Source organism: Paenibacillus sp. FSL R7-269, from assembly GCF_000517865.1.
Lineage (GTDB): Bacteria > Bacillota > Bacilli > Paenibacillales > Paenibacillaceae > Paenibacillus_AQ.
This window is the reverse complement of record NZ_ASPS01000140.1, coordinates 1-21,722: the sequence shown is the minus strand read 5'-3', so window position 1 is coordinate 21,722 and position 21,722 is coordinate 1. Positions and strand designations below refer to the sequence as shown.

The following is a 21,722-nucleotide window of genomic DNA, read 5'->3' as shown; positions in this document are numbered from 1 at the left end:
ATCTATCCTACCTCTTTTCTCTTAGGCTCCAGATTTAACAGCTTTTCTAAATTCAATAAATGAATAAACTGCTGATCATTTTTATAAATGGCATCCAGCATTTCGGAATTCCGCATTACCTGATCCGGTGCCTCGTCCAAATGAGCCTTGGGAAGCAGACGAACCTCCGAAACCTCATCAACCAGAAGGCCTATCTCATGACCTGAGACTTCACAGATCAGAATCCGGGAGCTGGCAGAGTGGTCGTGAGCACTCATACCTAACCGGAGACATATATCATATACCGGAAACAATAATCCTCGTAGATTAATCATCCCCAGAACATGAGGAGGCGCTGAAACAAGCTGATGAATTTCCGGTACAGGCACAATTTCTTTCATCTTCCGGATCGGAATGGCAAAATCCATTGCCGACATCTTGAAGGTTACGTATTTCCCGGTTTCGTCATAAGGCTGTTTGCCTTCAGCCTCTTCTGGCAGAACCCTATCATAGGAAGATCCTGCTTCACGAGCAATAGAACCTACATCCAGGATATGCGCTACATGGCCGTCTCCAAGAATAGTTGAACCCGCGATATAAGAAACGTTGCCGATATAATTCCCCAGTGATTTGATCACGATCTCCTGGTTGCCAATGGTCTGGTCCACGACCAGACATACACGTTTATCTGCTAATCCGACAATTACAACAAATAGACGCTCCTTACTTGCACCCGGCTCCTCCTGCACCTGCAGCTTGCGGTGCAGACGGACAAGGGGCAACACCTGATTACGGAATTCACATACTTCTTTCCCTTGTACTGTGAGAATATCAGCGGTTCTCAGCCTAAAAATTTCAATAACATTAACTAACGGAACCGCAAAGGTGCTGCTCCCCAGCTTAATGAGCAGGGAGCGGATAATCGCCAGGGTCAGGGGGACTTTTATTGTAAACACCGTTCCTTCATTAGGTGTCGTTTCAATATCAATGACACCATTCAATTTCTCAATATGCGATTTCACAATATCCATTCCAACCCCGCGGCCGGATAAATCTGAAACCTGCTGTGCTGTAGATACCCCTGAACGGAAAATTAACAGCACCAGCTCTTTTTCACTCATGCGGGCAACCTCTTCAGCCGTAGCAAATCCTTTACGAACCGCCATTTCCTTTACTTTTTGGGCATCTATTCCCCGGCCGTCATCGGCAACGGTTATCACGACCATATTTCCTTGATGACTTGCCCGGAGTACTATGATACCTTTGCGAGATTTGCCCTTGGCTGCACGTTCTTCTGGACCCTCCAACCCGTGATCGGCAGAATTGCGCAGAATATGAATGAGCGGGTCGCTAATTTCCTCTATCAGGGTCCGGTCCAGCTCCGTCTCTTTGCCTTCGATGATGAGTTCAATACTTTTATCCGACTTTTGTGCCAGGTCTCGAATCATCCGCGGAAAGCGGCCGAATAAATGCTCTATCGGCAGCATCCGCGTTTTCATCATGCCATCTTGAAGATCGGAAATAACCATATTCAAATGATTGGCAATGTCATTCAGCAGATTGATATCGACATTGTTTTTGAACTGCTCGCTTAATTTCGCCCGTATACTGTGCAGTCTCGTATTATCAATGATCAACTCACCCACCAGATTGAGCAATCCCTCCAGCCGCTCCACATCAACACGGACCGTCTGTGCTACCTGTACCTTACTTTCGGGGGCCCTTGTGGATTCTTTAGTTTTGGCCGTCTCCTTTAGCAGATTATTAGATTCTTCTACCTTAGGCACAACTACTCCTTCTACAAAGGTATCCAGATTTAAATTTGTAATGTATTCCATACGCACTGAGTCAATCTGAGAGATTTGATTCAGACTGGCAATAATGTCCTCCTGCATTTGTCTGGTAATCAGAATATATACAATAGTTCCGGAAAAAGATGTATCCTTTTCGATCAATTCCAATGCCGGAAAGCAAACAGCAATTTCCCCCTGCTCCTTCAGATTGATCTCCGCCAGCTTAGCGCGTACATATTTCATGGACTCCTCTTCAGCCAACTGAACATGAATTGCCATTACCTCTGATCCGTTATCCAAAGCAGCTTGAATTTGTTTTCTCCGTGCATCGTCAAAAACAATATGCAGGGGAGGAGGTGCAGCTTTTCTCTCTTCAGCCTCACGTTTTGTGCTTTCGGCTGCAGCGGGAACCCGGACTTCTTCCAACCGGCGTATCAGCTCCGAAGTGTCCCCCTCTTCCAACATCCCGCCCAGAATGGACTGGCGAAGCTGCTTAATGAAATCAATACAGTCAAACATGATGTGCAGTAGTTCGGGAGATACCTCCAGTTGGCCGCCACGGATCAGATCAAAGACACTTTCCATCTGGTGTGTCAATCCGTTAAGCTGCTTAAATCCCATTACCGCCGAGGATCCCTTCAAGGTATGTGCAGCCCTGAAAATATTTTGTATGACAATCTCCTGACAACCCGCACTCTCGAGCACCAAGAGGTACTCATCCAAGCATTGAAGCTGCTCTTGCATTTCATCCAGAAACACTCCCAAATATGCGGAATTATTCTGATAATCATTCATTTTCTTCGCTCTCCTTTGTGCGTTACCCTTCACCGAACAACCGCTCGATATTCAGAATACTAATTAAACCTTCAGAGCTTTTCCCGATCCCATCCATATACTGGGCACCGTCTATTTCATGGGATTCCAAAGGAGACTCAATTTCCTGGAAAGAAGTCACCTTCTCTACAGCATCCACAATAATGCCCATAGCCTCGTGTTTATACCGCACTACAATAATTCGTGATTGTATCCCTGCAGCAGTCTCGGGAATACCAAATCTTCTGCACATACTGATCACCGGTACAATCTTGCCACGCAGATTAATAACTCCTTCAATGAAGCTCTTACTATTAGGTACCCCCGTGATATGCTCCATTTTTATTATTTCATCAATATCCCGGATATTAAAGGCATGCTTCTCACTTCCCAGCCTGGATACGATATATTGGTCAGAATCTGCTGTTAGCATGACTTTCCCTCCTTACAGCTTGAAGGCTGCTACTGCGCCATTCAGCTCATCAGCCAGTGTAGCAAGCATTTGTGAGGAAGCAGCTGTTTCCTGTGCCGCTGCTGCCGATTGCTGGCTTCCTGCTGCTACTGCCCCAATAGATACGAGCACCTCACTCGTTTGCGCCGCCTGTTCCTCACAAGCCGCCGCAATACCTGTAATTTGCTGGGTCGTCTCATTTACACGGGATGCTATGCCCTGGATTAAGCCTTCCGTCTGGTCTGACAAGGCCGAGACCTCGTTTACAGCCTGTACACTTAGTACCGTATTCTTTTGCATTCCCCGGATGATATAGGCGATTTGTTTGGTGGCCTCACTGCTTCGTTCCGCCAGCTTACGGACCTCATCGGCAACAACGGCGAAGCCCCTTCCCTGCTCTCCCGCACGCGCCGCTTCTATTGCTGCATTTAAGGCGAGCAGATTGGTCTGCTCGGCGATCTCATCAATTACTTCAATAATCTCACCGATTTTTTGGGAGTCCTGCTCTAGCAGCTCCATCTTCTCCGACAAGTTATTCATGCCCAGACTGGAATTCCTTACAGCGATACTTCCCTCCTCGGCCCCTTGACGAGTCAGCATGGACAGCTCCGACACCTGCTCAGCATTCCTTGCAACCTCATCGATGCCTCTGAGCAGATCCTGAATCAGATGGTTGATGTTCTGGGCAGCCTGGGCCTGTGACTGACTGCCGCCGGCGATTTGTTCGGTAGTTGCTGATATCTCCTCGGAAGAAGCAGCTAAGTTCTGGGCAGATTCTGCGGTATTGCCGATTAATCCTCTTAAATTAGATATCATTTCATTTGCTGCCGCTGCAAGCTTGCTGAATTCATCACGGCTTTTAATCGAAATCTGTTCCCTGAGATCGCCGTCTGCCATCTTCATCATTACAGCCAGAAGTTTGGATACGGGTCCCACAATTCCTTGAGAGATCATTAAAGCCAGTGTGACAGCAATTGCAGCCGCCAGAAAAGCAAAGATAAGGATGGTAGTTCTTCCGGAATTATAGCTGCTTTCAGTGGCTTCAATAGTGTTATTTGCTCCTGTTACTACATCTTTGACTGCCAGATTTGCTGTATCCAGCGCCAATTGCAAATCAGGGACTGAATCAAGCATGGTCTGATAGGCATTAACGTTATCATTTTTCGTTCCCATTTCAATAACGTCCGGAACAATTGCATTATACTTCTCCACACTCTGCTTGATGATTTCCAGCGATGATTTTTGGTCAGCGCTCAGTGCAAGCTCTGCATAAGCCTTGATTGTTGAAGCAATATTATCCTGGTCTTCTTGAATGGCTGCACGTATTTCACTGAATTCTGCAACACGCGTTTCCAGTACGATTTTCATCAAATCGCCACGGAGTTTATAAAGATTCGTTTGTATACTCTCCATATTGACTAATGTCGGGAGATTATAATTACGCATTTCCACTGAATTGCTGTTCATTTGCTCCATCTTTACAATTGATAAGCCACTGATCACAAGAAGCATAGCTATAACACCCAAAAAACTTCCCAATAATTTAGTGCGGATGTTTAATTTCACATGAAACACTCCTTTAAGTAAATTCTTTTAATTGCAAATTGCATTTTTACCAATTTATCCTTTGTTATGCCTCTGCTCCAAACGGTTGAATATGTGAAATATTTCTCTTACATCATCATCGAACTAGGCCCTTGTGCCTATCATCACTAGTTCCTGTTCTTCGACAGTGTATCCCTGTTCTCTATAGGAATTTTCTCCCTCCCCTTCAGCAAAAAAAAAGCAACGAACACGAATTATACGGGTTCATTGCTTTTTCATATTATAGGTTAGGGATGAATTATACATTTGAGAAATCGCCTGGGCCCGGCCGTTGACACCCAGCTTCTCGTATATTTTAGTGATATGATTCTTAACGGTATGGGTACTGATATAGAGCTTCTCAGCAATTTCCTTATTGTTTAGCCCCTGTAAGACAAGTTGCAGAGTTTCCTCTTCCCTCGAAGTCAGATTGCCTTTGCTGACAAGTGGAGAAAGAGGTGCTGGCGATGCAGACAATGCGGACAAATAATGTTCAACGGTTCGCAGGGATGGGTCATTTATAGGAATAGGAAGGGATTCCCTCCACCCCTGCTCTCCTCGTTCGATATACCAGAGAACCATCAGCAGCGCTTTTCCCAGGAATGAATAGGACCTGCTTCTTCTTGCTTCATTCTCTCCAGTCTGGCCTGATCTGTAGCTCTGCAATTGACGCAGTAAACCTATAGCAGGGATGTCCCCGACATAACCTGCTAACAGTTCCGGATCATAATCAGCGAGCAGACTTGCCTGAGCCATACATTCCAATTCTTCAGCAGAACGGTCCAACTCTATTAGCAAACCACGTGTAAGCGCATTCACTTGGATTCCTTTGTTATACGCTTCGGGCTTCCACATTAACAACATATCATGCAATATGTTTATAATATTCTGTTTATCGACCGGAACCTCTGTTGCAGCTCCCAGAAGCTTTGTGACTATTAATGTATTGATTGCCTGTAAAAATATTGTAAACTCCTTATTCTGGGCTTCGTTTTGAAATTGGACCGTGAACACCCCAAGCAATCTTTGTTCGGCGGCCACTGGGAATTCAACCAGGCTTCTTCCTTTCCAATCCCGTTGTACAGGTCTGCCAAGCGTATTCAATGATGGCATCCCGCCGCCAAAATAGGTTGTTTCAATATCGGCTGCATAATCATTGTACAGCTCACTAGGAGCAGTGGAAGCCGTATATATTTGCATGCCCTTCTCACCCGGCAGATGCAATAACAGACAAACAAAAGAACTGCCGACCTGCTGCTGGACGGTCTCCATGAATATTTGCAGGAAGTTCTCCCTGCCTTCGACTGACACAATGGTCCGGGAGATTTCCACGAAGGCCTCAATCCGCATTCTTCTCCGTTCATAGGTTGCTTCATTATCCAAGTGATATATAGAAGAAGAGAGTTGCTGAGCCAGCAGCATGCCCAGATCCGCCTGCTCTTCTGATAATTCTTGCCTTAACGAATCTCCGCCAAACAACAGCCCGAACAGCCTATTCTTATACTTAACCGGGTAACAGATAATAACTTTAGGCTTAATTCCCTTTGACGTAAAAAAAGAAATCCGCGGATCCCGGTCTGATTTCTCCCAATACCCCATCTGCTTGGAGAGCCCTACCTGCCCCAAAAAACCTTCACCCAAAAAAAACGAAGCTCCCATTAAAGGATTATCGATATGAATTCCGGTTGTTTCAATTACGGTATATTGTTCATCATTGGATAGGTTACTGGCATATCCAGCAAATTCAAGTCCCATTACACGTACAAAGATATCAAGTACCCCTTGCATCCAAACCGGGCTTGCCGAATCCATCAGATTTACAAGATTCAACAACTGCAGATTATTCAAAGCTTTATTGTCTTCCTGCTCATGCTCGAGTAAAGCCGTCACGGCACCTGCAAGGGAGTCTAACTGATTAAGGAGATTCTCAACATATTGTTTGTTGTATGCTGCTACACCATCGAGGGCGCGGGTCCAGTCCTGCCATTTATCCGAAGGGAGCGTTTCATATATTCTGGCGGCAATCAATTCTTTGATGCTTCTATCTATCATAACCCCTGCAATAATATAATACGGTGGTCTTCCTCTGGTTGTAATGGGGGCAACCAGAAGCTTAAACCCTGTAATCGTTTCGTATACAATTGGCTTTGGTATGCCCTGTACTTTGCCCATAATTTTCACAATGCTATCTTCAAGGGAATTACTCTGGAAATCTAATAATAAGCCCACCATATCAGTCATTCCTGAAGGCTCTGTTAAGCGTTCGTCCTGTTGATTGGTAATCATAACCGTCAATCCGCATAAAGAAGAGTAAGCATCCTGCAGAATCTGCAAATTTAACTTCAGCTTGTTCTTCATCATACATTCCTCATTTCCCACCTACTGTCTGCATGTAGAAATTCGCTGTATTATGACTTTTCTCCTGCATGACCAATATATAAAATTACAAAACAAAGAGACATCACACACAATATACATATCCAAATGCACAAAAATGCAATTCCAATCCTACTCCGGGCCCTAAGGTGTTTGCATATTTCTACAGGGCTTCCGCAGCTGAAGCATAAGCGCAAGCCCCGTACGTACGGCATATAGCTTAAGCCTTCAGCTGTTCCAGAATCTGCGGGTCCTTGATCTTCGTATCATCGGCCAGCAGCACGACCTTGGAGAGTACCTCCGCTGTGCGCGGGTCCTCGTCCAGGAACGGCAGGAACAGCCGGCCCCGGTGCTGCGAATGCACCGGGATAATCGACAGGGCGCCTGCGGCCTGCTTGTACGCCTGACCGCTGCCCAGATGCACTGCATACTCGCCCAGCGTACCGTCTATACGCGCATAATTGCCATCCAGCCGGACGTTCCCAATCTTCAGCAGACGCAGCGACTCGCTGACGATCACCCGGCGCATCTCTACAGTCGTCAGGCTCGCTTCCGGATCGACGCCGCCGACATGGGCCACGCTGACGACAAGATCCACATCCCGCATAACCTCCGAGAACAACATGGGCGGCACCTGATCCAGCGGCACGCCCTTGTACGTCTTCCGGTCGAAGAACTGCACCGTCTCCAGTGTCGGCGCCTCAGTGTCCGCCGGCGAGAACCAGTCCGCCATGGCATAGAGCCGGACGATCAGGTTCTCGGCATAGAACACCTTCTGCAGCCCTTCCTCATAGCTGACCGTCCACTGCCGCCCCTTCAGGAGGGCGACCGTCTTGCTCGGCTGCACCTGATGGCCCGCATAACGGCGGGACAACACGCCATGGGCCAGTTCATCCTCATTCGGCAGATACAGCTCGCGGAAGACCTGCTTGAACGGCTGGCGGAGCTGACGGTCGAACAGATCCTTCTGATACAGGCTCCATTGTCCACTGCGGTATAGATCCAGCGGATGGGCAATCCGCAGCGCCGTCTCCCCGCTCAGTGCCGTAGATTCGCCCGCAGGACTGACCAGTGCCCCCTGATCCGCATCGTAATACCCCAGAGCATCGCCGCTCATCAGCACCAGCTTGCTAATCAGCGGAGCCAGCACCGGGTTCCGGCTCAGCCCGGCAACCTCTGCCGGTGTGAAGCTGCTGCCGGACTCCATCGACCGCTCCAGCTCGGCCCGGGCGCGCCGGAATTGTCCGGTTAGCTCGCTCTTGGCCTCCTTCAGCGCTTCGATCCACTCATGCTTCTTGAAGCGTGCGGGCACCGACTTCAATGCCTTCCCCTTGCTGGTCACTGCATAATCGCTTTGCCCTTCTTCATCGATACTAAGCGAGACGAAGGTCTCTTCGTCCAGCTCATAAGGCTCGAAGTACGCAGCATAATCATCCAGCTTGCGCGCCTCCATATCCCAGATCAGGCGGGTGACATCGGCATATCCGGCATTGCGAGCCAGGTTGCCCAGGGCAATCTGTGCGGCCTGGCCTTCGCTGGCGCGGCGTTGTGCGCCGAACTTCTTGCTCTCCGCCAGGAAGCGCTGGATGAACTCATAACGCATGCGGATATCCTGTTCGCGGTCTTCTCCCAGCGGAATCAGGCTATAGCTGAGCAGATGATCCTTGCCCCGCTTCTGCTCTACAGACTGCTTCATCTCTTCCAGGTTCAGCTTGCCGAGCGTGGCGTCGGCGAACAGCTGGGAACGGCGGTGGTTCGCACCGGCAGAGATGTATTTGGCACAGTCATAGAGCAGCTCGAACCGCTCTTGTCCAATCTCCTTATAGGCTGACTGGAACCAGTTCACATCGAAGGCGCCGTCGTTGAACTCCTGCGGCGTGATCGGCGAGTAATGCGCCACCACCGTCTCCTTTTCGGCCGAGAAGCTCTCGTTAATGTGGGCATGGAAGTACCAGGCGGCACTGCGCAGCCCTTCCCAGCCAAGGTACTCGGCAATAATCTCGATCCACTGCGGGGCGTACATAGCGGCTTCCAGCAGCTTTTGATCAGTGAGCTTGTATTCCTGCAGCAAGGCCTTCAGCCGCTCCGCATTATCGCCCTCGCGCGGATAACATACCTTAAGCAGATGGCTGAAGGATTCCTTCTTCGTAATATTGTTGCCGTACCCGTACACGTAGCCGCGCACGAAGGTATCCTTATTCAGCCCGGACAGGATGCGGATACAGTACTCCAGCCCCTCGATCCGTTGCAGCCCCATCGTCATGCCGGTCACCTCGGTCGGCAGATCGCCGCGCCCCAGCTCAATGGCCAGCAGACGGTCAATAATCCGTGCACGCAGCGCAACCATCTGCGGACTGTCTTCAATCCAATCGTACCTGCGCGAGCTGATCCAGCTCATATGGTTGCGTGCATCCGTACTCAGCAGCAGTTCCTTAAGCAGCGTCTCTTCGCCAATGATCCCATCGTTGAAGGCCTGGACATAATGCTTCAGCCCGATAATGCTGGACCGTTCTCCGTCCCCGCTGATGCCCTCGAATCTGTAGCAGGTACGGAACATCTCCTTGAACTCCTCTGTTCCGTCCCACAGCTTCTGCACCATATCGATCCACGGATCTGCCAACACAGACAGGAAAGGCCAGTCCACAGCAAGCTTCTCCTCCGGGAACGCGGCCAGCAGCGCATTCACCGCACCATCGGCAAGACGGAAGCCCTCAGGGCTCTTATGGTCCGCGCGGAACGCATCCAGCAGCGACTCCACCTGCCATCTGTACTTCAGCTTGTCCACCAGCTTCATCACAGCCTCGGTCTGCTCCAGCGGGTAGATCTTAGCTGCGAACTCCTTACGCCAGCCGGACAGCAGCTTCTGCTTGCTGAGTTCGTTATCATCGATCCCTAAGGTATCGTAGCCGTCATAGTTCTCCAGGGTCTCATCCAGCTCCTCCAGGCTGATATAGAAGTTCAGCTCTATCAGATCCCGGGCGCTCCAGCCGCTCTTATCCCAATATTCAGCCCATACCTCATGCAGCGGGTACTGCTCAAGGGCGGATTTGACGGTCTCCTCATCGTTAATTAAGTACCCCTGCAGCGGTCTGAGGTTGGTCCCGATCAGCAGCGTATCCTTGTATCCGCTGTAGTATTCAACTTCATACTCCACATCGCGGTGCTTGTGGATCGTGTTGTCCAGTCCCTTAAGGAACGTATTGATCTGCTCCAAGGACAGCTTGAACACCTGATCCCAGGCGAACCCGTCAAGCACCGGCCCCTGCGTCAGCCACTTCTCAGACTGCTTGGGATCGAACATGCCGAAGCCGTTCGCCTTCGTGTACTCGTTCTTCCGGCTCAGCCTGGCGATCAGCTCACGCTCCTGGTCAGACGGCTTCACCAGTTCATCCGCCAGCGGCCGCACCGCTTCAAACAGCGCCTGCCGCTCTTCATCCTCGAACAGCACCGTCATAATCTCCAGTCCCGCCTGCCGCTGCAGGGCATTCTTGCCCTGCACCAGTCTGCGGACGGAGTCCTTCAGCGCTTCATCCGGCTGATTCAGCAGCATCCGGGTCACGCTCTGCCGAAGCGTACCCGTCTTGAGCTTCAGCAGCCCTTCGGCCATCAGCAGCTCATCCTCTGCCAGCGTCAGCTCCTGCGCCAGGTCCAGCGCCAGTTCCCGGTTCTTTATGCTCTTGTCAGAGAGGCTGACGAAGATGAATTCGCGCTGTACGGTATCCTCCGTATGCTGCACGAAGTAATTCAGCAGCTCCCCCCGTATGTCCGTGCTGAGCTTGTCCTTCAGCGCCAGCAATTCATTGACCCAGGCCGGGTCCATATCATAGGAGATCAGATAGAGCATCTTCTGGACCGGCAGATCACGGGTGTAGCTGACCTGCAGGAAATCCAGCACCTTGGAGGTGCCGGTCAGCTCCCGGCTGTCCGGGTTCAGGAAGATGTGCTTCAGCAGACCGAAGTCGCGCTGCCGCTCGCTTTTATCCTCAAGCTGCGGGCTGGTTACGACCTCGATCTTCGGCCCATTATCCTTCGGCCCTCTCCACATCCGGTTATAATCATAATTATAGTTCGTCAGAATCCAGTACAGCAGCTCCGGCTCTTGCTCGCTCAGATACTTCCGGGCGCTGCTCAGGCGCACCTCCCGGTTCTGGCTACCCGAGAGTACATACTGGGCTACGATTTTCTGGTAGGACTGGCCCTGTTCCATCAGGATATCCACCTTGCCAATCAGCTCATTCTCCTCATAGACTGCCGTCGCCCACAAGCTCAGGTAGACATGGTTGGCATTCTCGCTGGTCAGCCATTCCTCACGCAGCGCTTCATCTGTCAGCACCTGATAAGCTCCTTCAATCAACTGCTTCGCCACCCGCTGGTTCTGGGCTTCCAATCCCATGCCCGTCCATACGCCCAGGGCACGCACCACCGAGCTGTAGCGCACGAGATCATTATCCAGAATCACCTTAAGCATATAGAGATTGTTCTCTATTGTTCCCTCATCCATTGTCTCCATAATGGACTGCCGCAGTCCCTCCTGCAGCCGGGCAGCGAGCAGCAGCTCGCCAATCATCTGAACAGCAGCCTGATTATGGCTGAGGAATGCACCTTTTATCATATTGCGGCTGAGCATTGCCCCCTGGTTGTCCCCGTACACCGCATCCTTAAGCAGATTTTCCATTCCGCTGCCGCTGCGGTCCAGCTCATAGGCTATTACATCGGGAACGGCAATATCCACACGGTAGGATGTACTGTAATCCTTTTCATGATTCCCCTGCAGATACTCCGGCAGCGAGAATTCAATCAGCTCCATATAGATCAGAGCATTGATTTTGCGGAGGATCTGCATCCGGTGCGCCTGAACCTCCCGGGTCCGGAACGGCCGGCGCAGATACCCTATGGAATAAGGGTACTCCACTGCATGATTAACTATGTACCTTGTAAGCTCAACAGTATGTGCGCTGTACAGCTGCTGCATGACCCCAATCAGTGGCCCCCAGTATCCGGTAAAATCAGCCTGAGCCGCCGCAGCGCGATCATCCATGATAACAAGGAAGCGGTCCAGCGAATCTTCCCCTTCATGAAGGTAGCGGTTCTTGCTGAACTCCGCGAGCAGGCCTGCCAGTTCCGCGCCTTCCCCCTTCAGCCCCTTGGCTTTGTTCTCAACATCCGCGTACCACTGAGTCTCCCACTCTTCATTTCCGATCTTCATCCTGTCATCTCCCTCACCATAATCTTCCGGCCAGCATCGTGAACCGGATCAGCGTCAGCTCATCGCCCTCTTCGAGCCTCAGCGGCTCATCCAGCGCAGTACATTCCTCTTCCTGCACAAACACCTTGTACAATCCGTCTTCGTAGGCAAGCAGTGCCGCATCCGTCGCCTTCTCCAGCTCAGGCTTTGCCTCGCCGTACACCGTGCCGAACCCGACCTTACCGTTATCGCCCTGCTCCGCAATTTCACCTGCAGTCAGGTAAGGGATCAACTCCCCCCGCTCCTGCCGCTCAAGCATCGCCTGCACCTGCCCGGCAACAATCTCCGCGATCAGCGCGCGAAGCGTCTGCGGACGGGCCGCAAGCAGCAGCTCCTTGCGCTCAAGCACCGGCCTGCGTTTGCCCAGGCTTTTGACGGTTACATACAGCTTCATGGCCTTCCCTCCTTACCTCAATAGCTCAATAGCTCAATAGTTCTATTCGACAGATTATCTAGTTCATTACCCAATTTAGAGATAAATGTCACACCCTAACCAACCGGAAAGAACATTATAATTCTGCTCCAGGGTCTGGCTTCCATCCACCTCCAGCACCTTCAGCTTCCGATCCTTCGCTTCCCGTTTAACCTTATCAGCAAACAACGCGTCTCTCCTCATCCAATTTTCAAAAGAACGCTCAGGATTCTCTGTAGCTTGTAAGATGCCTTGAATCCATTCCCGCCTGCTGTATTGATTACGCTGAAATTGTTCTGACGGAATCATCCAGATTGCTCTTTCTTTTTGCCTCAGGAGAGGTTCTATCAGATCTGGTAATAACTGATTTCCTTCTACAACAACCGGATCGCTTCCCCCACCCGCCACATCGCTCAGTACATACAAGAAATCCTCCCGCAAATATTCAATATAAGTTTTCAACTGTTCCGCAATCTTCCTGGTGAAAAACACTTCATTCATCGCCATCCGCGACACCCTGTACATTACAGGCTGAGCCTTCTCTGTAATATGCTGCAAATGCATCCCGACATGTTCGTCACAGGCATAGAGCGCAAAACCATTCTCCTCTGCAAACCGCTTGGCAAGTGTACTCTTTCCCGCACAAGCCGAACCGCCAATCCAATAGATTTCCCTGTTCAGATCCAACATTGGTTCCTCCCGGTAACTGGTCAAAGCCTTAAGTTCACTGCCCCGTTAGTTTTTCTCCTGACCTATTCGACATCTTCCTATTACTAACCTTTGCTTCCCACTCTTCCTTATTTCCCATGCAGCCTCTTTTTTTGCTAAAATAGAAGGGTCGGCGCATTTTCGTGCAATCTTGGCGCCAGTCACTGAAACGGAGGCATTACCTGTGGATTATATTATTCTGGACATCGAATTCAACGGCCGCAAATTTGCCAGCGAGCATCCCATGGAGGTCATTGAGATCGGAGCGGTCCGGTTAGACGCTTCATTGCAGGTTAAGGATGAATTCTCAGCCTTAATCAGACCCATATACTTCTCCACCCTGAATTCATTCATTAAGAAAAAAACCGGCATCCCCCAGGAGGATATCGACGTCGCCAGCCGGTTCCCGAAGGTTATTACCGCCTTCAGAGCGTGGCTTGACCAGAGTACTGACGGCGTGCTGCTCTTAACCTGGGGCGGCGAGGATATGAAACGGATTATCCAGGATGTGCGGATGCACAAGATGGATGATGCCTACTGGATGGAGGCCACCTACTTCGATCTGCTCAAGGGCGTCCTGCGCGCCCGCGGCCTCAGTAACGACATCAGCGTCGAAGGAGCTATGGCCCTCTTCGGCCTGGAGCCTTCCGGCTCCGCCCACCGCGCGCTTGACGATGCTAAGATGACGGCGGAGATCTTCCGCGCAGTCTTCAGCGAGCTGGACTTTGCGCGGTCACAGCATTATGTCGATACCTTCTCGAACGCCAGAGAGCGCAAGACGGTTAAGATCGCCATCAAAGCGATGACCGCCCAGAAAATCGTCCCCACCTGGGAGCTGGTTGCCGAGCATTACTTCCCTGCGGAGGATGCCCTGGCGGACCCCCGGAAGCTGGCAGAGCTTAAGGCGTATTTCGCCGCCCAGCTTGGCAAGAAATAACCCCATATGCCCGCGCAGCAGCGGCAATCTCCCGAGGCATAACCCGGGCGGTTGCCGCTGTTTGCTTTTCCAGCACCGACGGTTACCCGCCCCGCAGTCTGGTTATTCTACCAAATAAGAGTTGACCTTGCCGTTACGTCAAAGTGTACAGTTAGATTTGTAAGCGGCCGCTTACCCGGCGGGGAGGCCTTGAAGACCATCCTCTGCCGGAGACGCGAGAGACAGATAGGAGGCAAGCAGGACCATGGAATATACGGTGCAGAAGCTGGGGGCACTTGCGGGGATCAGTGCACGGACCCTGCGGTATTACGATGAATTCGGCATTCTGAAGCCGGCCAGAATCAATTCCTCAGGATACCGGATCTACGGCCAGGCCGAGGTGGACCTGCTGCAGCAGATTCTGTTCTACCGGGAGCTGGGCTTAAGCCTGGAGGCGATCAGAGATATTATCCAATCGCCCTCCTTCGACGGCGCCCGCGCCCTGCGTGAGCACCATGACCAGCTGCTTCAGCGGAGACAACAGCTGGACCGGCTCATCGCGAACGTCGAGCAGACCATTGCACACACAGAAGGGAGAAGTTCAATGAGTAATCAGGAGAAATTCGCCGGCTTCAAGCAGAAGCTGATCGCAGATAACGAAGAGAAATACGGACAGGAGATCCGGGAGAAATACGGCGCGGAAGCTGTGGAGCAGTCCAACCGCAAGCTCAGCCATATGACCGAGGAGCAGTATACTGCCCTTCAGCAGTTAGAGGCTGACATGTTCGCGTCACTGGAGCAAGCGATGGAGGAAGGGGATTCGGCCAGCGAGCTGGCGCAGAAGGCCGCTGACCTGCACCGCCAGTGGCTCAGCTTCTATTGGGATACGTACACCAAAGAAGCCCACGCCGGCGTTGCCCAGATGTATGTCGATGATGAGCGCTTCACGGCTTATTACGACCAGCGCCGTCCGGGCATGGCCGCGTTCCTGCGGGATGCTGTCCACGTGTATACGGGAGCGAAGCAGTAGACGTAATCGTTTGGCATAGCAAAGAGGCAGCCGGATTGAACGGCTGCCTCTCTTTTCTTCTGCTGAAACGCTCTTCTGACTCAATCATCATCCTCGTCGGAATCGGTATCGGTGTACACAACCTTGGCAGTATACGCATCGACACCTACTTCTGTCTTGACCTGCCCGTTCCTGATTTCAACCTCATAGACAGCGCCCCCGTGATCCCGGTCCAGATCAATCTCGGTGACCGTCCCCTTCACAGCAGCTTGAGCCACCTCAGCCGCCTTGCCTGCGGTAATCAGCTTCCCGCCTGAGGCCGGAGCTGCCTTATGAGAGTCATCATCATCTGCATCCTTGCGCACGCTGATCAATTTTCCCGAATATGCATCTACCCGGACATCTATCTCCTGCTTGGTCTGCTGAATTTCGATATCGTAATACGTGCCGCCGGCCTTCTTCTCCAGATCAATGCTCTCCACCTGTCCCGGAGCTGCCTTCAAGGCAATCTGCTCAGCTCGGCTTACACTGATCAACGTTTGACTCTGGCTCTTCACGGATGCAGCTGCTTCTGCCGTACTCCCCTTCAGCTCACCTATACCATAAGCGCCGCCGAGAATAAGTGCTGCCGCCGTGATACTGCTCCATATCTTTGTCTTCAATGTTAACGCCTCCTAAGTTCATTCTTCGCTGCTTCATGTAGTAACTATAACGCTACAATCTGAGAGAACAGCGGGAGCAACATTAGAATTCGCTGAGAAAACAAATAAACAGAACACTAGGAATCGTCCCCATCCGGCTCTTCCCAGGTCACAGACATAATATGGCCCGAGATTGCATTCACCTGGACTACGGCCTCCCGTCCGTCTGAAGTATGAATCTCCACCAGATAATAAGCGCCCGCCGCATCGATTCCCGTATCCACATCGTCCAGCTCCCCCGGTACCTCAAGCAGAGCCAGCCTGACAGCCTCCTCTTCGGAGACTACGCTCTGCGCTGCCGGGGTAGGTGCTGGTGACGGGGTCGCGTCAGCTCCGCCAGATGGAGCTGGAGTAGCGGCAGACGTAGGCTGCACCGCCGGTTCGTCCGTGCGCTTCAGCAGCACGATGGAGAGAATCTCGCCGGTCACTCCGTCCAGCTTCAGCTCATACCGTCCTTGCTCCGTCTGAAGCTCTGCTACATAAGCTCCAGCTTGCAGCTTCAGACTGTCTACCTTACCGGGATATTCGCTCAGCACAGCCAGCGTAGCCTGATCTCTGGATAACAGCGGCTCCGAATCCTTGCCAAATATCCAGAAGGCAACCACAGACAGCAACAGGAAGACAACCATACCTATAACTGCCTTGTACATCTTGCTCTTGTTCGTTGGTTTCTGCTTCATTGTCCACCTCCCCTGGGGTCCGCAGTCATGCGGATCGTCACCGAGGTTCCCAGTCCTACCGTACTCTCCATAGACAGCTCCGCTCCAATCGCTCCCGCGATCTCTGCGGCAAGTGACAGCCCCAGGCCTGCCCCTCCGTTCTCACGGGTTCTCGCCTCATCCACTCTATAGAAACGGTCGAATATCTTCGGCAGCTCCTCCAGCGGAATTCCAATGCCGCGGTCGGTAATCACAATCATCCGTTCCTGCCCGGCAGCTTCAATACGCACAGTTATCTGCTCATCGCTGTATTTACGGGCATTATCCAGGAAGATGAATAGCAGCTGCCGGAGCTTAGCTTCATCGCTGTAGCCCTCAGCCAGCCCTTCGACCTGAACCATGACCTCTCTCCCGTACGCATTATGAAAAGCCTTCGCCGAAGAACGCACCAGCTCCTCCAGATCCATCACCTTCAGCTCCAGCTCCCACTGCTCCGGGTGCTTCGCCAGCAGCAGCAGCTGCTCCGTCATTTCCTTCATCCGCACAGCTTCGGAATGGATGGCCTCAACCGATTCCTCGAACAGCTCCGGGTGATCCCGCCCTCTGCGCTTCAGCAGACTGGCATAGCTCTCAATAACCGTCAGCGGTGTCCGCAGCTCATGGGAGGCATCCGACACGAATTTCTCCTGCTTCACATAATTGCTCTCCAAGAGGCCTATCATTTCGTTGAAGGTATGCCCCATCTCTATCAGCTCATCCTTCGAGTGTGCTTCCAGCGGAAGCCTGCGGAATTTCCCGCTGCGCTGAATCTCCCGCATGGTTGCCGTCATTTGGACGATGGGCCGCATAATCAGGCCCGACAACAGGCGGCTGGAGAGCAGCAGCGGAAGCAGCGCCGCAAGCGTAGCCCCGGCAAGGACCATCCGAAGCACTCGTAATGTATCCATCGTGCTCTCCAGACTTTTGGTCATCTGGAGATTCAGCACGTTCCCGTCCGTCCAGATGACCGGAACGCTCACGAACGCATACAAGCGTCCGTCCACCCGGACCTGCTCCGCCTGCTTCCCGGAATGGTAGACCGGCTTCATCCGGCTGACCTCCTGCCCGGACGCTGAGGTAACCGGCGCCGGTCCGCTACCGTCCGCAGAGAGCAGCCGCAGCATTCCCTCAACAGGCACATAAGCCCGGAGCAGCTCCGGTGCCGTTACCCCGTCTCCCGCTTTTCTCATCGCGGCAGCGATTCTGGCCGTCTCGGCAGTTGCCTGCCCGAGCTGGCTGTCTAGTGACATCCGGCTGAACAGGGCGTAGATGAACAGGTTCATGAGGATAAGCAGCACGGCGAACAGCACGCTGGAATACAGATGAATGGTACTCCGCAGCTTCATGGGGTATCCTTCAGCACATAACCAACGCCCCGCACGGTCTGAATCAATTCAGGCTCGTGGCCGAGCGTAATTTTTTTGCGGACATAGCGGATATAGACATCTACAATATTCGTATCACCGTAATAATCGTACCCCCAGACGGCGGCCATGATCTGTTCCCTGTTCAGCACCTGGCGCTTATTCTTCAGCAGGTAGACCAGCAGGTCGAACTCCCGGGGAGTCAGCTCGATGCTTCGGCCTGCCCGCTTCACCTCCCGCGTAGCTTCGTTCAGCTCCAGATCATCTGCCAGCAGCAGATTGACGGCTTCCTCTCTCCTCTGCCCCGTGGCCAGCCGCAGCGCAGCACGGACACGCGCCAGCAGCTCCTCAATTTGAAACGGCTTCGTAATATAATCATTGGCCCCAAGGTCCAGGCCTGACACTTTATCCTCCACAGAGCTTTTGGCTGTAAGCAGCAGAACAGGTGTATCGGGATCGCCCGACCGGATCCGCCGCAGCAGCTCTATGCCGCTGAATCCAGGCAGCATCACATCCAGCAATAGCAAATCCGGCTGCTGCTCCTGGTACATCTCCAGCCCCTGATGGCCGCTACCGGCAATGGACACACGGTATCCCTCGCATTCCAGCTCAATCTGCAGCAGACGGGCAATTCTCACCTCGTCCTCCACAACCAGAATCAATTCTGTCATCGGCGCTCCGCCCCTTCTACTTAGTTGCCTCCATTGTAGGGCATGGACAGCTACAGTTTCAAACTCCGCACGCCACTTGCAATACTCTCTATGTATGCAAAAGGGTGCTTCCACCGTTTCACCGGCCGGAAACACCCCTGTCTATCCCCACTCCTGCTGCTTCCGAACCGGCAGCCGCTACAAGCTGCGGTGCAGCAGTTCCAGCACACCGCGCAGCTCGGCAACCGCCACCTGCCCCGGTGCCGAAGGCTTATGCGCCGCACCGAAGGTCAGCGCCGAGCCGAAGATCTCTCCGGCCAGCCGGCTGATCACGCCCTCCCCATTCATCGCCATCGTAATGATCGGACGGTCCGCATACTGCTCCTGCATCCGGTTCGTCGCCGCCAGCAGGGTCAGCACATCGGCTGGACCTTGCGGCATTACGGCAATCTTCGGCAGATCGCCGCCCAGCTCTTGCGCCCGGCGCAACCTGGAGACAATCTCATCCTCGGACGGCGTCCCGTCGAAGTCATGATTCGAGAGAATCACGAACACCGCCTGTCCATGTGCTGCTGCAATCAGTCTGCGGACCTCCGCTTCCTCCTGGAACAGCTCCACATCCACAATATCCACCAGCCCGCTCTCTACCGCTGCCTGGATCAGCCGGAAGTAATAGGCTGAGGAGATTTCCCTCTCGCCGCCTTCCCTGGCGCTGCGGAAGGTGAAGATCAGCGGAATCTCCGGCAGCAGGCGCTGAATATCCTCCAGCACCTGGGTCACGGCATTAATATCTTCCACCTCCGTGAAGAAATCACTGCGCCACTCCACCACATCCGGCGCCAGTGCGATTAGCGCCTCAGCTTCTGCACGCAGCTCCGTCCGCGTCGTTCCGACCAGCGGAACACAGATTTTGGGCATCCCTTCTCCGAGGGTTATATTCTTAACAGTTACTGTACCGCTCAAACGTGTCAGCTCCTTAGCGGACCCGGAGTCTCAGAGCTTCCTCTGACGCTCCCCGCTTAATTTGTCTATAAGCATCTGCTTACTCTATCTCACATACGGAATCTGCTGGGATCTACTGCTCATGAGGCTTCGCATCAGCAGCTGTCCGCAGGAACTGCTCCACCTCTTCGAGTCTGGGCAGAGAAGCAATCGCACCGGTCTTGCCAACCGCCAGCGCACCGACAGCATTGGCGAAGCGGACCGCTTCCTCCAGTGTCCTACTGCAGGTCAGCTGCCAGGCCAGAGCCCCGTTGAAGGAATCACCGGCTGCCACCGTATCGACCGCCTGCACCGGGAACCCCTGGACATGCCGGCTTCCGGCAGCATCCACGATTAACGCCCCTTTGGAGCCAAGCGTTACAATGACGTGCCGGACCCCTTTTGACAGCATAATCCGGGCCGCACGCTCTGCATCCTCCACATTCTCCACAGAGATGCCAGCCAGAATCCCCGCCTCTGTCTCATTCGGAGTCAGATAGGTCACATGGTGCAGCAGCTCATCACTCAGCGGCTGGGCCGGAGCCGGATTAAGAATCACCGGAATCCCATGCCGGGACGCCATCGCTGCCGCAGCCTCGCACATCGCCAGATCCGTCTCCAGCTGCATCACCACGATCCCGGCCCCGCTGATCACGGTCTCAAGCGCTTCAATATCCTCCGGCTTCATCTCCATATTCGCACCAGGCACCACAATGATCCGGTTCTCTCCGGACCCGTCCACCACAATGGAAGCAACCCCTGTAGCCTGGGATTCACTCTGTGAGATATACGCAGTATGCACCCGCTCCTGCTCCATAATCTCCAGCAGCCCGCTGCCAAAAGCGTCTTTCCCCACTCTGCCGATCATCGTCACATCCGCGCCCAGTCTGGCCGCCGCAACGGCCTGATTCGCCCCTTTTCCGCCTGGAGACAGAACAAATCCCTGACCGAACAGGGTCTCCCCGGCCTCCGGCGCACGCTCTGCCCGCACGACCATATCCATATTCAGACTTCCAATTACGACTATACTCAATCCTTTACACCACCACTTGGTTTATTGTTTGATTTATGGTTTAGCTTATGATTTAGATGAACCTTGTACATTTATTCTCCCCTTATCTTATGGCCTTCCGGCAGGTTAATCAAATTTTATTTATCGGCTCCACAGGCAGCCAGTTGTCACCGAAAATTCGCTGTGCTTTTTAAGGATAAATATGCTAGAATGATGGTGCAATCGCTTCCAGAGCCCGTCCTGCCTTATTGAGCAAACGTTTGCATCTTAGATACAGCCTGCAGTAATTCTTATTCGCAGTACCATCTAAATCGCATTTAGGAGGCTTATCAAGTGAGCGACAACCACTTACCGTCAGTAGCTTATTTCAGCATGGAGTACGGACTGCATTCCGATTTCAAAATGTACGCCGGAGGCTTAGGCATTCTGGCCGGAGATTACATCAAGGGCGCGCAGGATATCGGGGCACCCATCATCCCTATCGGACTCAAATGGAAGCAGGGCTACACGGACCAGAAGATTGATGCAGACGGTAACCCCTACGACTCTTACCACAACTATGTGTACGACTTCCTGGAAGATACAGGCGTCAAGGTCACGGTAAAAGTCAGAAAGACCGATGTAGTCTGCAAAGTGTGGAAAACCGACCATTTCGGCAACCGTCCGCTCTATTTGCTCGACACCGATATCCCGGAGAACAGCGATGCCTGGATTACCGGCCAGCTCTACGGCTGGTTCGGGGAGGAGCGGATTGCCCAGGAGATCGTTCTGGGCATCGGCGGCGTCAAAGCCATGCGCGCCCTGGGCATTCCCATCGATGTCTATCACTTCAACGAAGGACATGCGGCGCTTGCTGCAATCGAGCTGATCCGGGAGAAGATGTCCGGCGGCAGTACCTTTGAAGAAGCCTGGAAGGCTACACGGGAAGAGGTTGTGTTCACTACACATACACCGATTAAGGAAGGTAACGAGACCCATCCGCTGGACCGGCTGGAATACATGGGGGCCTTTAATGGCTTAACCCGGGCGC

At 52.6% G+C, this 21,722-nt stretch carries 16 protein-coding genes; 3 read left to right on the top strand and 13 right to left on the bottom strand.

Going from position 1 to position 21,722, the window contains the following annotated elements; genetic code table 11:
* Nucleotides 1-2: 2 nt before the first annotated feature.
* The 7 genes from C162_RS32445 to C162_RS34890 all read right to left on the bottom strand — a co-directional run bounded on the left by C162_RS32445 (nucleotide 3) and on the right by C162_RS34890 (nucleotide 13,343).
* On the bottom strand, nucleotides 3-2,567 hold the full coding sequence (locus C162_RS32445) for a chemotaxis protein CheW (RefSeq protein WP_036701985.1): 2,565 nt from the start codon (nucleotides 2,565-2,567) through the stop codon (nucleotides 3-5).
* Nucleotides 2,568-2,589: 22 nt separating this feature from the next.
* On the bottom strand, nucleotides 2,590-3,018 hold the full coding sequence (locus tag C162_RS32440; protein WP_036701984.1) for a chemotaxis protein CheW: 429 nt from the start codon (nucleotides 3,016-3,018) through the stop codon (nucleotides 2,590-2,592).
* Between the two features lie 12 nt (nucleotides 3,019-3,030).
* Nucleotides 3,031-4,602, bottom strand: coding sequence for a methyl-accepting chemotaxis protein (locus C162_RS32435; protein WP_162174505.1), 1,572 nt, complete (start codon nucleotides 4,600-4,602; stop codon nucleotides 3,031-3,033).
* A 243-nt stretch (nucleotides 4,603-4,845) separates the two neighbouring features.
* Nucleotides 4,846-6,981 (bottom strand): LuxR C-terminal-related transcriptional regulator, encoded by a 2,136-nt coding sequence (locus C162_RS34895; protein WP_084649114.1) that lies wholly within the window; start codon nucleotides 6,979-6,981, stop codon nucleotides 4,846-4,848.
* Nucleotides 6,982-7,216: 235 nt separating this feature from the next.
* Nucleotides 7,217-12,196, bottom strand: coding sequence for a DUF4132 domain-containing protein (locus C162_RS32425; protein WP_442792488.1), 4,980 nt, complete (start codon nucleotides 12,194-12,196; stop codon nucleotides 7,217-7,219).
* A 19-nt stretch (nucleotides 12,197-12,215) separates the two neighbouring features.
* Complete coding sequence (locus tag C162_RS32420) at nucleotides 12,216-12,635, bottom strand: hypothetical protein (RefSeq protein ID WP_036701980.1); 420 nt, start codon at nucleotides 12,633-12,635, stop codon at nucleotides 12,216-12,218.
* Nucleotides 12,636-12,710: 75 nt separating this feature from the next.
* Nucleotides 12,711-13,343 (bottom strand): hypothetical protein, encoded by a 633-nt coding sequence (locus tag C162_RS34890; RefSeq protein WP_051494101.1) that lies wholly within the window; start codon nucleotides 13,341-13,343, stop codon nucleotides 12,711-12,713.
* Nucleotides 13,344-13,545: 202 nt separating this feature from the next.
* On the opposite strand from C162_RS34890, the gene C162_RS32410 reads away from it, so the two are divergent.
* Together C162_RS32410 and C162_RS32405 are read left to right on the top strand one after the other, a co-directional pair.
* Nucleotides 13,546-14,298 carry a 3'-5' exonuclease gene (locus C162_RS32410; RefSeq protein WP_036701978.1) on the top strand — a complete coding sequence of 251 codons (753 nt, stop codon included), beginning with the start codon at nucleotides 13,546-13,548 and terminating at the stop codon, nucleotides 14,296-14,298.
* A 244-nt stretch (nucleotides 14,299-14,542) separates the two neighbouring features.
* The gene (locus C162_RS32405; protein WP_036701977.1) at nucleotides 14,543-15,307 is read left to right on the top strand and encodes a MerR family transcriptional regulator; all 765 of its coding nucleotides are present in this window, start codon (nucleotides 14,543-14,545) and stop codon (nucleotides 15,305-15,307) included.
* An 80-nt stretch (nucleotides 15,308-15,387) separates the two neighbouring features.
* Here the strand turns inward: C162_RS32405 and C162_RS32400 are convergent, their stop codons facing one another.
* The 6 genes from C162_RS32400 to rbsK form a co-directional block, all read right to left on the bottom strand.
* The gene (locus C162_RS32400) at nucleotides 15,388-15,948 is read right to left on the bottom strand and encodes a PepSY domain-containing protein (RefSeq protein ID WP_051494100.1); all 561 of its coding nucleotides are present in this window, start codon (nucleotides 15,946-15,948) and stop codon (nucleotides 15,388-15,390) included.
* A 116-nt stretch (nucleotides 15,949-16,064) separates the two neighbouring features.
* Entirely contained in the window at nucleotides 16,065-16,667 is a 603-nt protein-coding gene (locus C162_RS34885; protein WP_051494099.1) for a PepSY domain-containing protein, read from the bottom strand.
* On the bottom strand, nucleotides 16,664-18,031 hold the full coding sequence (locus C162_RS32390) for a sensor histidine kinase (RefSeq protein WP_036701975.1): 1,368 nt from the start codon (nucleotides 18,029-18,031) through the stop codon (nucleotides 16,664-16,666). The genes C162_RS34885 and C162_RS32390 overlap by 4 nt, the downstream gene beginning before the upstream one ends.
* The gene (locus C162_RS32385; protein ID WP_036701973.1) at nucleotides 18,028-18,720 is read right to left on the bottom strand and encodes a response regulator transcription factor; all 693 of its coding nucleotides are present in this window, start codon (nucleotides 18,718-18,720) and stop codon (nucleotides 18,028-18,030) included. Before C162_RS32385 ends, C162_RS32390 begins: the two co-directional genes overlap by 4 nt.
* Before the next feature lie 177 nt (nucleotides 18,721-18,897).
* The gene (gene aroD / locus C162_RS32380; RefSeq protein ID WP_036701971.1) at nucleotides 18,898-19,662 is read right to left on the bottom strand and encodes a type I 3-dehydroquinate dehydratase; all 765 of its coding nucleotides are present in this window, start codon (nucleotides 19,660-19,662) and stop codon (nucleotides 18,898-18,900) included.
* A gap of 112 nt (nucleotides 19,663-19,774) precedes the next feature.
* Nucleotides 19,775-20,713 carry a ribokinase gene (rbsK, locus tag C162_RS32375; protein WP_084649113.1) on the bottom strand — a complete coding sequence of 313 codons (939 nt, stop codon included), beginning with the start codon at nucleotides 20,711-20,713 and terminating at the stop codon, nucleotides 19,775-19,777.
* 312 nt (nucleotides 20,714-21,025) lie between these two features.
* Between rbsK and glgP the strand changes: the two genes are divergently transcribed.
* A partial coding sequence (gene glgP / locus C162_RS32370) for an alpha-glucan family phosphorylase (protein WP_036701968.1) occupies nucleotides 21,026-21,722 on the top strand: 697 nt, incomplete at its 3' end.